This is a genomic window from Nostoc sp. NMS2 (assembly GCF_017115105.1).
In the GTDB taxonomy this organism is placed as follows: domain Bacteria; phylum Cyanobacteriota; class Cyanobacteriia; order Cyanobacteriales; family Nostocaceae; genus Nostoc.
In genome coordinates, this window is record NZ_JABXKH010000040.1 from 1 (window position 1) to 15010 (window position 15010).

The window sequence follows — 15010 nt, forward strand, 5'->3', positions numbered from 1 at the left end:
TTAGCGGATAGCTAAGGTTTAGCCCGTGCTGAGTGGAGAATAACTCTTAACTCCTAACTCAGCACTCAGCACTGTTTTGCCCCATGCCCCTAGACATCGCTCCTATTAATTCTTCTGTTGCCGGATGATAATCCCGTCTAAATAATAATGAGATTTTTTATCTGTGTTCTGCCAAAAAAGCTGCTACAGTTTTGTTAAATGCCTCTGGTTGTGTCAAAAACGGCCAGTGATTGCCAGGAACTTGGCAGATGCTTAGTTTTTTGAGATAGGTTTTGTAGGGCTGGATTTGCCAATTTTGGCGATTCAGTCCTCGTTCTGGTTGGACAAAGAGAGCTTGGGTATCAAGGGGTGTTGTAAAACCAGGCACTTGCATGACTGCTTCAAAAATACCGTCGCGGGCGGTGATGGTAAATTTGCTGCCCCAACTACCATCGGGTTTTTCTTCTATTCCTGCTTGGAAAACTTGATGCTGCAAGGAACTCCATCCTTGATATTGCTTTAACTGCCGTGCTTGTTGTTCGGCTTCTTCATGACTGCTAAAGGGGCCCATGCTTTTGAGAAAAGGTAAGAAGCGATACAACATGGGAAAAGTTAGTCTGAGAAGACTGGGCATTTTCCAGATGAAAATTGGATCGACTAGAATTATACTCCGCAGACGCTTTGGGTTTTGCCTTGCCCAGATAGCGGCTAATTTACCTGTCCACGAATGACTTACAATATGGGCAGATGTCCATCCTAGATGATCCATAAGTGCTTCGAGGTCTGCGATCGCACTTTCAAAAGTATAATCTCTCTCAGGCTTAGTACTTTCACCATGTCCGCGCATATCTGGTGCGACTATGTGGTAGTCTGCTGCTAAGTCATCTCCCAAGCTAGACCACACTAGAGCATGGTCGCCTAAACCGTGTAACAGCAGTAAGGGTTCTTGACCTTGGTTCCACTCTAAGTAAGAAAGTTGGATATCAGGCTTTGATAAAGTTTGACGTACAGGCATCATTGCACATCCACCAATGAAGAGATAGTTTCGCGTTTATATAGTACTGCGAAACATGATGGAGGGCAGGGAAGGATGGGACTTGACAGCTATAACCAAAGCTTGTAAGTTATTCTCAATCTCAACTTTTTTCATAAGTCAATTTTCGTGGATGCGATCGCGTATTTGGAGTCAGAGTAGTTAAATCGTCTATATTGCGTTTCATTGTGGCACAAATCGCATCTAGAGGTAAGTCGTTAGGGTCATAACCAAAAGGGTTTTCTATCTCCAAGCCGATTGCTTCAATCCCGAATACTGTAAAACCAACTAACGCTGCAATTAAACCTGTCCACCAACCCAGACTTTCCACTATTTGAAATGGTAGCAAGAAACAATATAGTAACAATAATTGCTTCAGATGAATGGCATAAGCTAATGGCATAGGTGTTTTTAAAATCCGTTCACAAGCACCTAAATTATCTACAAGATTATTCAATAATTCTTGCATAGATGTTAACTGATAGCTATTAAGGCAATTGCGATGATACTGCTCCTGTAAATAATCTCCTATCCAAAAGGCAACTTCTATGGGGGGATTATTCATAATTTTCAATTTTCTATACTTACTAGATGGCATTAAATCTTCTAACTCGCTGTTGACTACTTCTCCACGCAAATGTAACTTAGTTGTCACAGCAAAAGCTACCAATAAATTTAAGGCTGTAATTTTATTGTCTTTATCTTCTGGAGATATTTCATCAATAGATACCCAAATTTGTCGAGCCAGATTTCGGATATTATTTACTAAAGAACCCCAGCATTTTCTCCCTTCCCAAAATCGCTCATAAGCAGTATTTGTACGAAATACAAGTAATAAACCTAAAACAATACTAGGAATAACATTTCCTAAAATCGGTTGGGATACAGGAAATTCAAAATGGTAAAGGAGAGAAATCAAAAATCCGAAAGCTCCGCATAATAAAATATGTTTGTAGATTGCTTTCATGACCGAACCTTTAAATTGCAATGTTGTCCGTAGCCATGTGATTTTTTCGGCTGTCATGCAGTCACCCTAAGAGAATATTTAGCAAATCGATAGATTAAATATCGATACTTTAAAAATAATAACTATATAAATAGCAAAATTGGCAATAGGATACTTTAAAAAGTAATCTTGCTAAAGAAAATGATCTGCTGGCGATAATGGTTGTATTCTAATTTCTGTTATACAATATCGAGTCCGGTTAAATACCTATCATTAGGACTAATGTAAAGAGTTTTGTGTCAGCCATTAAGCGACCATTATATAAAAATCAAAAGCGCTCGTGGCTAATTGTAAAGAAATGTAAATACTTGTTGGTATCTGCATAAATCCTGCGCCTCACTCTGATAAATCGATAGAAGAAAAGGTACATGGCTTTCGATAATGCTCATACAGCATTAGTCGGTGTCACATACCCGAGTAAATCAAGAAGTTCTAATGTGTACTCCTGCCCTGTAAATTGAATATTTAGACATAACTTATTTAGTTATGTCTTTTTTTTATGGTTAGTCTCAAAACATTGAATTTCAATCAAATAACCACTGGGATCGCGAAAAAAACAGTGGTAAATATTGTACTTTTCATTTAGTGTGGGTGGCTTTTCAAATTTGACACCACGTTCTTTGAGATATTCAAACCACTCATCCACTTGCGGGGTTACTAGGGTAAAAATGACACTTGATTGCTTGTCGGCTGGAGGAGTTGATGTTTCGCTTGCTTGACAAAATCCCAAGTATGCAGAACCACTAACAGTATAAATTCGACAGGTTCCTTGGTCGAGCCATAGCTCCAAGCCCAGCATTTGCTCGTAGAATTCTGTAGAAGTATTGAGATTATGCGTATAAAAGAAGGTAATTTGCTGTTCGATTTGCGGATGATTACACATAAATACATTTGAGTATATACCCCAACGACATCAGGCGATCGCATAGGTAAAAATTAATTGATGTTAGAAACCTGTTACTACTCCAGAATGCCTTAAGTGCATCTGGAGTTTCTTTTTGAAAAAAGCGATGTTTACGACGGGCTGCGCCTACACAATTTTCCAAATCATCCTGATATGCTAAAACATGGCTGAATAGGGATGCATACTGAATTATTTATATTTAACACGGGCATCACTTTGTTGATGTACCCTCTCCTACCAAACAACTCTCGCAAAGCAGCCTCAGATTTACTGGGGCTGTTTTGCGTTACTTCTATAGGACTTACGCATATTATCTTTCAAACTCTCATTTCTCTGTGTCCTCTGCGGTTCGGGAGCATCCCGTTTTGGGAAGATCGCCCTGCGCTAAGGCGCACGCTACGCGAACAGACTAGAAGTCTGGGGCTATACAAACTAAACCCGCCTGCGCGGGTTTCAGAGAGTCCGCGTAGGCGGACTTCGTTTGTGTAGCCGCGTAAAGCCAACTCTTAGAGACGCTGCGCGAACGGCATAGCTTCGCTTAGCGCGTCAGCATGCCGGAGGCTCTATTCCAATCGCCCAGTGTTTCTTGCCATTTGTGGATGCTCCCCTGCGGTTCCTTATTCCGTAACTCGTGCGTAAGTGCTATATTCAAACAGAAAATTTGTGTAAAGGAAGCAGTTAATTCTCAGACATTTTTTACTGTATTTGAGTGTATACCCTGATGACGTAAGATGCTATGACGGTGAAAATTTGGTATAGGTAAATGCGTATCTTTCCTGACTCCAGATTTGTCAAAAACATTTCTGGAGTTTTTTCATTACAGAGGAGCGATTAACTGTTGACATTTTTTATATTTAACCAGCTAACTTATTGATATTCTATCAACTTATTCATAACAGGGAGTGTTTACAAGCAAGGCAATATAGTTAAGCGATCGCACCTATCATCTTGACTAAATTAAAGTGCGACACACTTAAATGTAAACGCTTATTTAGTTGTATATGTCACAAAAATATCCTTTTTCATTTCTACTTCTGCTGGGGCATCTGGATTATAAGTTGGTGATAATAAAAAACTAGCAAATGACGGTAAGGGAACCCCAGTTCTAGAACTACATGAGGGATAAATTAATGTGTAAAATGGTTCGGCTACAGAAGGAATATCAAGTTTAACACCCATAGCAGTTGCTAAAGCCTGAGCGCGACTTTGAGCGTCTTTCATAGCTGATTGATAAACTGAACTCTGCAATGCTTGACAGTCATTGACAGCGTAATCAACGCCGACGCTCTTGACGGAAAGATTTTCAAGTTGGCTTGTCGCTTTGTTCGCTGTAGCAACAATTTCCTGGACTCTATCGCGTGTCGGTTTTTCCAGTCTCACCAATATTTTGGCGTTATTTTCGCTGGAGTTAGTGCTAATTTGCACTTGAATTTTATCAGCACTAATTCCTTTGGCAACTAGGCTATTAACTACAGGCTGGAGAGTTGCTTTAGTTAGGGATTTTTTGCTTGGTGAAGATTCTGCTGCTGTTTTGTAATTTAAGAGTAGAGTTGGTGAGGATATGCGGCGGGTTTGCGGTAAAGATGAGGGTTGCGTTTCTGACTCACCATTGCTACTTCCGCTACTGAATACCAATTCAATATCGGCTGTATCTGCTGGCACTTTTACTACCCCTTGACCGATTACCATTAATGAATGGCGATCGCTTGCTGGTGGATAAAATAATTGAGCATTACTAACTTTGGGCGTTAATACTCCCACGCCGACAGTCACGCTAATACTTACCAACATTAGAGCGGTTATTTTTCTCATGTCTTGGGAATGTCCTTTGAACCTAATTGTCAAAGTTTACACCTCAAGAGCAGGATACGTACAAAAATATTGAGCTAATCCCACGACTAAAAGCCGTGAGATTAGCTCAAAATTAAAAATTCACTCCGAACTATTAACCAAACCAGTGAGAGGCTTCACAAGCTGGCTGAACTGTTTCACAAACACGATGGTTAATCCAATCTGACTTTTCTTGAACGATTAAACAAATGCCTTGGTGAATCAAATTCTGTAGGTGGAGTTGCTGCTCTAAGGGTTTACGAGGCAATTTGTAATAAGCCAAGCTTCCTTGTTCAGCCTCCACGAGGGAAATATGTCCGTCAGACATAGCGCCCTCAAAAGAGGGAAGGCGGGTGAGAACGAAAGCAATTAGCTCTTGGCGTAAATCAGGAATCGCAAAAGCTTTTTGATATGGATGGTATGGATATGTATTCAAAACGCTTTCAATCTCTCCTACTACTGATTGCTGTGTTAAATTAACTACCGTTTTCATAATTCTTAAACTCCTTTTTTAATCCAGTCAATGATTGGTGAAGAAAACAACTTTTTTAGATGGCAATGATGTTATGAAAATCAGTTAGAAGTGATTCAACTGATAAATTTAATAGACCCTGGAACTAGCCTTTTATCTTGGTTGAATATCAGACATTTGGCTTTGCTTGTTTTAGTTAAAGTTTATACTGATTCACAGCATGACTTATGAAAACAGCATCCAATGTGCTGATAGGTTAGCGACATTTTATATTTATAATCTTAATTATTTCAAATTTCTGGCAAAAAGGCAGAAATCTACATAAAACGCAGCATCAAGACTAGAGGATCAAAATTAACAGCAATAAAAATCTTGAATTAGGAACAAGTTTTTAATGAAGTTAAGCTTTGTTTGTAATTTACATCACATTTTACGTTTGCTGAAAAATTTGCTGTTTCATCTAAAAAACTTATTTGTTGCACGTTGACTTAGTAAGTCAGACAAATAGGGAATCGCTAGAGTGCAAAATCAGTCTAGCGACAGATGAAATGATCGGGTAAAAACGTTTAAAAAGTTCACATTGTCTAAAGGTAGATGACGCAACTGATGATTGATTTCATCTGCCGCAGCTAATCCAGAAAGCATCGCACCTTCGGCAAGATTGCCGCCGCACCAATCACCACAGCAAACTAAAGGTAAGGGAGTTCCGGCAGACAAAAAAGCTTCGTGCCAAGGACGGCTAGGAAAGGCATAACGCCAACGATGTACTTGCATCCATTCGGGAGTATTCAGCCAAGGAAGGGACAAAGATTCAGCTGCTCGTTGCAACATTAGCTTTGCAGCAGGTTCTAAATCCTGGGATTCTAGATGGCGTTGGGCGAAATCAGCGCTACTTTGGACCACAAAATGTGGCTGCTGAAGGTTAGGACGCTTGCTACTATCTAAACCAATCCATGCTAAATCAGCATCATCTACAAAAGTTAGAGCTTTCCACTGAGGGAGTGGTTGGGATGTGAGAGGATATCCAGCGATCGCACTAATTGAGGGATAAAATTCTACAGAACGCAAGTTATCAAGAAAGGCTGCATCCAATCCACTTTCACCCAAAGGTTCTAACAGCATCACGGCTTGGGGTGCAGGAATGGCAACGACTATAGCTTTTGCAGTTAATTCTTCATTGCTAGATTCAAGAGCGATTCGCCAACTATTTTCGGGAGTTGGGGTAATAGCAATGACACGCTGATTCAGTAATATTTCTAAACCTGGGGCGAGGGATTTAGCGATCGCACTCATTCCACTAGGTGCAACATATCGCGGACTGCGGTTTTTCGGTTCAGATAAAGGAGCGCCTGCTGTGAGTTCGTAAACCTCCTCCGTCCAGACTTCGAGGATATGGCGCGATCGCAATATCTCCACAAAACGTCTAAATAATTCACCCTTTGGCTTCAGGTAACAAGCCCCATGATCGGCCCAAGTTCCATGCAAGCGGCGTGTAGCTAATCTTCCTCCCAAACCACGGGACTTGTCCACCACTAGCACAGAATATCCAGCTTGACTTAATTGCTGGGCGCAGACTAAACCGGCCATTCCGGCACCAATCACTACAATATCAGTCATGAGTCGATAGTCCTTTGTTATTTGTCCTTAGTCATTATTTATCAAATGACCAAGGACGAATAACAAAGGACAAAATAGCTAATAGTAGAATAAGGTACAGAAAGCTGCACGGAAGGGAGGAAGGGAAATTGGATGAGATGAGGGCGGCGCTAGAGTTAGCGACCGAAGAAGAATTGCAAGATTTAACGGCAATTCTATTTAGTCGTAAGTTCAATCCCCTAGACTATGTACACACACCCGAACCCATCGAAGTGCAAAGCCAAGACCGCAAAGCTTGGTTAGATTCACTAGAGGGACGCTTTCGCTTTTTGGCGGCAGATGGGATGACAGTATTACGCGGACGCACAGGCCAGGTAACTTACAGACAAGCTTTAGTTCAAGTATGTAAGTATCTAAAAATTCCCTATTCTAATCAATTGCCAACCATTGATTTAGAAGCAGAAGTATTTTTGCATCTACTAGGACAGGTGTGGAAAAAATTACCTGAACAGGAAAAACAAAAATTGACTCTGCGAGTGCAGCGTCACCTTGTGCAATCAGAACTAAAAGAACCGCTACCACTTTTATTGCAGCGTGACCCCTTGGGGTTGCTTTTCAAAGGCGGTAGTGCGATCGCGGTTACTTCACTTCTCCAGCCACTTGTACTTAAGCAAATTGCTCGTCAATTTGCCATCCACTTTGCTACTTATGAAGTAGCTAAACAAGCGGTAATTACAGGTTCAGAAGCAGCGACAACGCAATTTCAAAGCTATGTAGCTATGCAAATGGCGCAACGGGGTATGACGGTAAGTGCGGCTCGTTATGGGGCAGCCCGCACGATGTTTGCCGTGATTGGGCCGATGATGTGGACTTGGTTTTTTGCAGATTTAGGATGGAGAGCGATCGCCACTAACTATGGTCGGATCATTCCTACTATTTTCGCCTTAGCTCAAATTCGCCTCACCCGTGAGGAATATTGGGAGCCAGCTTGAACAAGGTTTCTGATTATTTCAAGTCTCGTTGGCAATCTTCTTGGAACTACTCTCTATGGGCACTGTTAATCTTCCCATTGAGTCCATTGTTGGGGGCTGTGACTATTGGTTTTGTCTCATTAATAACTTGGCTGAAACAATCCCGCAAAATTAATCGCCGCCCCATCAACTGGGGATTTGCCCTTTTGAGTCTGTTGCTGATCGCAAGTGCTGGATTTGCCGATGACAAAACAGCAGCTTTCCTTGGCTTATTTAATTTATTACCATTCTTTTTACTTTTTGTTGCCCATAGCGCTCTAATTCAAACATTTGTCCAATTGCGCCAAATGGCTTGGGTTTTAGCGATCGGTTCCATGCCAGTGGTAATTCTTGGCTTGGGACAGTTATTTTTAGGCTGGAGTTTGAAATTAGAGATTTTGTGGGTTGTGTTGAGTTGGACGATCGCACCAGGAGGAAATCCACCAGGTCGCATCGCTTCATTTTTCTTGCACGCTAACACCTTCGCAGCTTATCTAACAATAGTTTTCATCCTTAGTCTAGGATTGTGGATTGAAGAATGGGCATTGGGCATGGGGCATTGGGCATGGGGCATGGGGCATGGGGCATGGGGCATGGAAAAGAGACAAGGGAGACAAGGAAGAGGGGGGAGACAAGGAAGAGACTATTCAATAATTCCCCCTTGTCCTCCTTGTCTCCCTGCTCCCTCATCCCCCCTTCCCCCACTCCCCATTACCCCTTATCCCCAGAGGGGGCCCCACCTTCCCCGCTCCCCACTCCCCTTTATCTTCCTGACTATTGCGGTGATTATCAATTTCATTACCTTGATTTTCACTAACTCGCGCAATGGGTGGGCGATCGCTATTTTTGCCTGTTTAGCTTATGCACTCTACCAAGGCTGGCGCATTCTTGTGAGTGGTGTCGCTGCGATCGTCTCTAGCGTGCTTTTGGCAGCTTTTGCTCCCTCGCCAGTTGCTCAAATTTTTCGCTCGGTGGTTCCTACCTTCTTTTGGGCAAGATTAAATGACGATATGTATCCAGATAGACCAGTCGCTTTAATGCGAAAAACTCAATGGGAGTTTGCCTGGTCTTTAGCCAAAGAACATCCTTGGACTGGTTGGGGATTACGCAGTTTTAGTGGACTCTACAAAGCGCAGATGCAGATTCCTTTAGGTCATCCCCATAACTTGTTTTTGATGTTATCTGCTGAAACTGGTTTTCCTAGTACTTTTTTATTTTGTGGTTTACTTGGTTGGATTTTGATTACAGGTTTTCAATTACTACGCAAGCCAAAATATATAAACACAGAAGATAGATTGATATTTTTTAGTTATCTTCTGGCCTTTGTGGGGTGGGTTCTATTGAATACAGTAGATGTTACCCTTTTCGATTTCCGTTTGAATGTAATTTCATGGTTAGTTATAGCTGCCATTTGTGGAGTATTACATCGTTATAACGAGCAAGACAGGTTTACATCTCGTTCAAATTAGTTAGGAAATGACAAACAACAACTGACAATAACCATCTGTCCACTTTCAGTGGATGCACTGGGGACATTTAGAGTTTTAAGTTAATAAGATTACTATATTCACGTCTGTGAGTGTGACTAATACCTAATTAGTCACTGTTGCTGATTGTTGGGAAGGTGTAGGGACATCCCTTTGGGGTTTTCCTGCATGACGGGCATCTCTTGTAGATGCCCTTTTGTATATTTATTATTTTCCTCAGTTAAGCATAATTTTAAAAAATATTGAATTTGACGGAATATCTAAAATATTTTTAGCTTTCATCAAGGAATGTAAAACATGGTTACTGAAATGAAATTAGGTCTTTGCAACCCGCCAGAACCTATTTATTTGTATGTGAAAAGCGGAGAATTAAACGGGGAATCTTACTTGTGGTATAACTACGATATCAATAACGATCAAACTATTCCTGTCCACAAAACAGGGCTAATTGGTTATATATCTGAACTGAAATTAAAAACGACAGAATTTAAGGGAAAGGACAACGTTAAATTACACATCGTTGTTAGAGCGGATGAAATTTATGTTGTGAGGACTGGGATAGAAACGAACTTTGCTAAAACTTTCCTTTTAGCTGTATCCCAAGTCCAGGACTTTTCCAAGCCCCTGATTATCGCTGCAATTGCTGGAAAAGAGAATGTGGTTTTTTGTAACCTCTACGACGCGGAAACTAAAATCAGGATTCGCTCTGAGTGGAACAGAGATGCTGATTGGCTAGGAATTATTGATAGTGTTCAAACTAAGTTGCAAACATCTATAAATTCTCATATCGTCTCTGATGAGGTAATACTGTTCTGAATAGTAGTTAGGTCAGCGTTCTTAAGTGATTTTTCGGTTTTAGGTTTTTTAGATGCGTGTTTTTTGACAGTGGGATAACGGGGACGTGGAGATGGCTTCAAACAGCCTCTTAGATGATGTCCAAAATGTTGCATCTAGGTTTGTATGGCTGTGAGTGTTTTTTAGCCAAGTATTCTCTGTAATTCCGATATTTTACGGTTGTAAAAATAGACATGAAAGATTCATATAAATTACAAACTTATGACATATACCTATTGGATAGTTAGATTGTTGATTAGTTGATGAGGATTTTCAAGTGAATAAGTTCGCTAAAGCTTTACTTTTGGCTTTAATTTTTGCTGCGCCTGTAACCGCTTTTGCATCTCAAGCTCAAGCTAAAACTATCCATCATGTTGCTAACACAAAATCTAGCAAAGTTAAACAAGTGAAACACCACAAACATCACAAGCATCATGTTAAAAATCTAGCTCCTAAAACTCATAAATAGTTACTATTATGTGCAAAAGTTTCTAGCAGCTCTGTAATAAAGTTTAGTGTTGGTTTATCTTGCAAAACAATTGTATTCTTTAACCCCGTTGAAATCCCTACCAATCAACGGGGTTTTTTTATTAACTTGCTCATGAGGGCGCGATCGCGTCAAAATAAGAGTAAAAGACGCTGTAACCTAACTTAACAATGGCCCTAACGCAGCTTGAGCAACCTCTTTCCCCTCAACCAACACCGCCAGACTTGCGGGGATATGAATATGATTTGGTAATTGTCGGCGGTGGGATTATTGGGTTAACTCTAGCCTCTGCTTTAAAAGATTCTGGCTTGAGTATCTTGCTGATTGAAGCGAAAGTGGCTTCGGCGGCGGTGGCGAAAGGACAAGCTTATGCAGTTCATCAGCTTTCGGCACTAATTTACCAAGGAATTGGAGTTTGGGACAAAATGTTGCCTCAAATCGCCAAATATTGCCGAGTTCGTCTTTCTGATGCCGATTATCCCAATGTGGTGGAATTTACCACAGATGATATAAATACAGCAGAGTTGGGTTATGTAGCAGAACACCAAGCGCTGTTGCAGCCTTTGCAAGAGTTTGTCCAAGATTGTCCAAATGTGACTTATCTGTGTCCGGCTGAAGTGGTGAATACGGTTTACCAGCAGGATGTAGTAGCGATAGATATTAAAGTTGCCGATCAGTTACAGACAGTTCGCAGCAAATTACTGATAGCAGCAGATGGGGCGCGATCGCCAATTCGTCAAGCTGCCGGTATCAAAACCTCTGGCTGGAAGTATTGGCAGTCTTGCATCGTGGCATTTGTCAAACCAGAAAAACCGCACAATAACACTGCTTACGAAAGATTTTGGTCTAGCGGCCCCTTTGCAATTTTACCTTTACCGGGGAACCGTTGCCGCATTGTCTGGACAGCCCCCCACGAAGAAGCAAAAGCTTTGTGTGCCTTAGATGATGAGCAATTCTTGGCAGAACTTACCCGTCGTTATGGCGATCAGATGGGGAAATTGGAATTACTAGGCGATCGCTTTGTATTCCAGGTACAACTCATGCAAAGCGATCGCTATGTTCTCCCCCGACTAGCATTAATTGGTGATGCGGCGCACAATTGCCATCCCGTCGGCGGACAAGGTTTAAATCTGGGAATTCGGGATGCAGCAGCCTTGGCGCAAGTTCTACAAACAGCGCACCAAGCGGGTAAAGATATTGGCGACATTCAAATTCTTAAAGGTTATGAACGCTGGCGCAAGCTAGAAAATCTGACAATTTTAGGTTTCACCGACCTATTAGATCGGATGTTTTCTAATAACTTCTTACCAGTGGTAGTGGTTCGTCGCTTGGGTTTATGGTTTTTGCAGCGAGTACCTGTTTTAAAGGTGTTTATGCTGAAGTTGATGATTGGCTTGAAAGGACGGACTCCAGAATTGGCAAAACGATAAACCCTAGATTACAGCAGCTTGAAAAATCTGATTTGGGGTGAGATTCAATTCAGGAAAGGTTTGGGAGATAATGTTCGCATTATCTCGAAACTTACTTATTTGATATTCCCCATCAATTAAGTTACAAACGGTGATTGTCGGCTGTTTAGGATTGCTGATAAAATTACGTCCACCCAAGGCAGCATAATCGACAATCCAGTATTCCGGGATGCCCATCTCTTCGTAGTCAGCGTATTTTAAATAGTAATCATCCCGCCAGTTAGTTGATACAACCTCAATTGCCAAAGGTATTGATGCACCCAAACTAACGGTAGATTGTTTTTTCCACAATTTTTCGTTTTCCAGATTTGCACGATTTAGCACCAACACATCTGGTAAGTAACCAGAATCTTTTTCAGGAGGTCTAACTATAGCTTGGTTGGGCATGAAGTAGGGCAATCCTAGACGTTGGATTTCAACAGAAATTTTGATACCTAAAAAACCTTTAATTTCTTCGTGTTCTCCTACTGGTTGCGCCATTTCAACAATTTCTCCCTTACGTAGTTCGTAGCGGAATCGTCGATTGTCGGGTAGCCAATCGACAAATTCCTCAAAGGTTATTAGCTTGGGTATGGCTTGAGTCATAGATAATAGAGAATTACTGAATCATAGAAATATTATCTCTAATTCAGCGATCGCATTGCTTGCAAATTAGCCTAACCTTTTACAGTGCGATTGCTGTAGCTGGAAATAAACGCTCACGAATTGGCTGCCCAAAGAATGGAGACATTGCTATATTGCCTGAACGTTGTATCAGCACTCACAAGCGTCATGTCTTCTGCTTGAGCCTGTGCAATCAGCATTCTGTCAAATGGATCTCGGTGATGCAAAGGTAATGCAGCCGCTTGTAATGCATGAGTTGCCGTAATTTCTAGTGATTGCGCCCCCAATTGCACCATACGGCTACGAATGTAGCTATCAATTGGTTCTGGTAATGGCAACTTTCCAATTGCAACTTTGATGCCTATTTCCCAGACGCTAGCAACAGAGAACCACAATTCGTTGGTTTCATCGATAATGTGAGCAATTGTCTCTTCACTCAACCGTTCCGGTTGGGCAAACCACCACAACCAGCACTGAGTATCTAACAAGAGTTTCACGCTTCACTACCCTCGAATGCTGCTAATATCTCTTCTGGCAAAGGGGCGTTAAAGTCTTCTGGCACGGTGAAACGCCCTCGATCCAAACCCAAACTAGCTTGCCGATTGGATGAGGTACGAAATGGAACCAGCTTGGCCACGGGAACGCCTCGGTTTGAAATAATGATTTCTTCTCCAAGTTCTACACGCGATAACAAACGTGAAAGGTTCGTTTTGCAGTAATGAATATTAACAGTTTCCATGATTTTTAGAACTAAGTCTGTGGACTAAGTTTAGTATAATGAATGTGTAAGAGCAAGTTTTGGGTGATGCGTTACGCGCTTCGCTAAAGTATCCTACAAGATCGGGCGATCGCACTATACAGAATCTTTAGCCGATGGCAATGCAATTATTATGTTTCCAGGAGGGTACACTACCAACAACAAGTTTGCTTGACTTAGGAAGCTATATAGTTATGGATTTGTCGAAGCTGAGTTGGATCAAGAACGTTAAGCATCAAGGTAATGATAAACCCTGGGCTTACGAGACCTCGGTCATGCAGATTCCAGAAGCCAGGATATTTTGTCTTAACTGGCGTGATCCCAAAGACAAGACTAATAAAAAGCCTCTTAAAGATGACTTAATGCTTCTACTTCAAAAAGCCAAAGTCACTCATCTGGTCGAATTTGTTGATAATGAAGTGTACAGAAATGATTCTAGTGAGTGGGGTGTATATAGGGTTGTAAAAGCTTTGTGGATGCCACCTGAAAATTTTGACTGGGAGAAATTGCCACACCAGCAAAAGTTCTTTGGCTTCGATTATGTTGTAGGTGATGGTGCTGCCCATAATTTAGCCGAAGAGAATAAGATGCACCAATTTCACCAGTACTGGGATAAGAAAGGTGGACTAAAAGAATTTCAGAAGCAATTAGACAATCGTCTTACAGAAATATCTTCGACTTTAGAGAGCGATCGCTCGATCTTGTAGGATGCGTTAGCGATCGCGTAACGCATCCCCCATGTAATCAACGTGCTGAATTATGGATTATCAGCTGGATTTGGGCAAACTAATCAACAAATCCGAATAGCATCATTCAATGACCAACTACCGCAGAATAAGGATTGAGGGCGGCACTTACTTCTTTACCCAGGTAACACATGAAAGACAACCGTGGCTTTGTACGGATGTTGCTCGTCCTTTACTGCGCTCGGCATTTCTCAAGGTTCGTGAAAAATATCCGTTTGCGATCAATGCCATTGTGTTGTTACCTGACCACATCCACTGTATCTGGACTCTACCACCTAATGATAGTGATTATGCAACTCGTTGGCGATTGATTAAAAGCGATGTCACCAAGCAAGGAGCATCTGGCCTACGGTTGCAGGCAAACCGGAGTGAATCACGGCACAAACGCAGAGAGAGCAATCTTTGGCAGCGACGATTTTGGGAACATTGGATTCGAGATGATGTTGATTTTGTGCGGCATTGTGATTATATCCATTACAATCCAGTACAACATGGGTTATGTCAGCGAGCAATGGATTGGAAGTATTCAAGTTTTCACCGATATGTAGCACAGGGTATTTATTCGGTTGATTGGGGAATGAAGGAGGAATTGATGCCCTTATTAGAGGTTTGGGATCGGTGAGTTGAGGGTTTTGGGTGATGCGTTACGCTTCGCTAACGCATCCTACGAGATCGGGCGATCACTCCTGAAAAATAATACCAAAGATAGATGTAATAGTATTTAACCTATGCTATTCACTCAGTACTATCAACCGTAGGATTGAAAATTAGTATTTTTGTACATAAAATTAAAAATC

General features: G+C 41.5%; 16 protein-coding genes. 7 read left to right on the top strand and 9 right to left on the bottom strand.

The window, feature by feature from the left end; translation table 11 throughout:
- Nucleotides 1-157: 157 nt before the first annotated feature.
- The 6 genes from HWQ36_RS05120 to HWQ36_RS05145 all read right to left on the bottom strand — a co-directional run bounded on the left by HWQ36_RS05120 (nt 158) and on the right by HWQ36_RS05145 (nt 6841).
- Complete coding sequence (locus HWQ36_RS05120; protein ID WP_292698813.1) at nt 158-994, bottom strand: alpha/beta hydrolase; 837 nt, start codon at nt 992-994, stop codon at nt 158-160.
- 121 nt (nt 995-1115) lie between these two features.
- The gene (locus HWQ36_RS05125) at nt 1116-2036 is read right to left on the bottom strand and encodes a bestrophin family ion channel (RefSeq protein ID WP_292698762.1); all 921 of its coding nucleotides are present in this window, start codon (nt 2034-2036) and stop codon (nt 1116-1118) included.
- Between the two features lie 466 nt (nt 2037-2502).
- Complete coding sequence (locus tag HWQ36_RS05130) at nt 2503-2901, bottom strand: VOC family protein (RefSeq protein ID WP_292698763.1); 399 nt, start codon at nt 2899-2901, stop codon at nt 2503-2505.
- A 1008-nt stretch (nt 2902-3909) separates the two neighbouring features.
- Nucleotides 3910-4734, bottom strand: coding sequence for an SIMPL domain-containing protein (locus tag HWQ36_RS05135; RefSeq protein WP_292698765.1), 825 nt, complete (start codon nt 4732-4734; stop codon nt 3910-3912).
- A gap of 133 nt (nt 4735-4867) precedes the next feature.
- Nucleotides 4868-5245 (bottom strand): hypothetical protein, encoded by a 378-nt coding sequence (locus tag HWQ36_RS05140; protein WP_292698767.1) that lies wholly within the window; start codon nt 5243-5245, stop codon nt 4868-4870.
- 507 nt (nt 5246-5752) lie between these two features.
- Nucleotides 5753-6841, bottom strand: a complete 1089-nt coding sequence (locus HWQ36_RS05145; protein ID WP_292698769.1) for an NAD(P)/FAD-dependent oxidoreductase — start codon at nt 6839-6841, stop codon at nt 5753-5755.
- 128 nt (nt 6842-6969) lie between these two features.
- Here HWQ36_RS05145 and HWQ36_RS05150 point away from each other — a divergent pair, with 128 nt between their 5' ends.
- From HWQ36_RS05150 to HWQ36_RS05170, 5 genes are all read left to right on the top strand, one after another.
- Entirely contained in the window at nt 6970-7812 is an 843-nt protein-coding gene (locus HWQ36_RS05150) for a hypothetical protein (RefSeq protein ID WP_292698771.1), read from the top strand.
- On the top strand, nt 7809-9299 hold the full coding sequence (locus tag HWQ36_RS05155; protein WP_292698773.1) for an O-antigen ligase family protein: 1491 nt from the start codon (nt 7809-7811) through the stop codon (nt 9297-9299). Before HWQ36_RS05150 ends, HWQ36_RS05155 begins: the two co-directional genes overlap by 4 nt.
- Nucleotides 9300-9614: 315 nt before the next feature.
- A complete protein-coding gene (locus HWQ36_RS05160; protein WP_292698775.1) occupies nt 9615-10133 on the top strand; it encodes a hypothetical protein in 519 nt (172 codons plus the stop codon).
- Between the two features lie 295 nt (nt 10134-10428).
- On the top strand, nt 10429-10620 hold the full coding sequence (locus HWQ36_RS05165) for a hypothetical protein (RefSeq protein WP_292698777.1): 192 nt from the start codon (nt 10429-10431) through the stop codon (nt 10618-10620).
- A gap of 188 nt (nt 10621-10808) precedes the next feature.
- Nucleotides 10809-12068, top strand: a complete 1260-nt coding sequence (locus HWQ36_RS05170) for an FAD-dependent hydroxylase (RefSeq protein ID WP_292698779.1) — start codon at nt 10809-10811, stop codon at nt 12066-12068.
- A gap of 3 nt (nt 12069-12071) precedes the next feature.
- Here HWQ36_RS05170 and HWQ36_RS05175 read toward each other — a convergent pair whose 3' ends face one another.
- The 3 genes from HWQ36_RS05175 to HWQ36_RS05185 all read right to left on the bottom strand — a co-directional run bounded on the left by HWQ36_RS05175 (nt 12072) and on the right by HWQ36_RS05185 (nt 13449).
- Nucleotides 12072-12692, bottom strand: a complete 621-nt coding sequence (locus tag HWQ36_RS05175) for a Uma2 family endonuclease (RefSeq protein ID WP_292698781.1) — start codon at nt 12690-12692, stop codon at nt 12072-12074.
- 113 nt (nt 12693-12805) lie between these two features.
- Nucleotides 12806-13207, bottom strand: coding sequence for a type II toxin-antitoxin system VapC family toxin (locus HWQ36_RS05180; protein ID WP_292698783.1), 402 nt, complete (start codon nt 13205-13207; stop codon nt 12806-12808).
- Nucleotides 13204-13449 (bottom strand): type II toxin-antitoxin system Phd/YefM family antitoxin, encoded by a 246-nt coding sequence (locus HWQ36_RS05185; protein ID WP_292698785.1) that lies wholly within the window; start codon nt 13447-13449, stop codon nt 13204-13206. Before HWQ36_RS05185 ends, HWQ36_RS05180 begins: the two co-directional genes overlap by 4 nt.
- Before the next feature lie 134 nt (nt 13450-13583).
- Between HWQ36_RS05185 and HWQ36_RS05190 the strand changes: the two genes are divergently transcribed.
- Both HWQ36_RS05190 and HWQ36_RS05195 read left to right on the top strand, forming a co-directional pair.
- Nucleotides 13584-14174: a hypothetical protein gene (locus HWQ36_RS05190; RefSeq protein ID WP_292698787.1), complete on the top strand. Its 591-nt coding sequence runs from the start codon at nt 13584-13586 to the stop codon at nt 14172-14174.
- Between the two features lie 109 nt (nt 14175-14283).
- The gene (locus HWQ36_RS05195) at nt 14284-14835 is read left to right on the top strand and encodes a transposase (RefSeq protein ID WP_292698789.1); all 552 of its coding nucleotides are present in this window, start codon (nt 14284-14286) and stop codon (nt 14833-14835) included.
- Nucleotides 14836-15010: the final 175 nt, after the last annotated feature.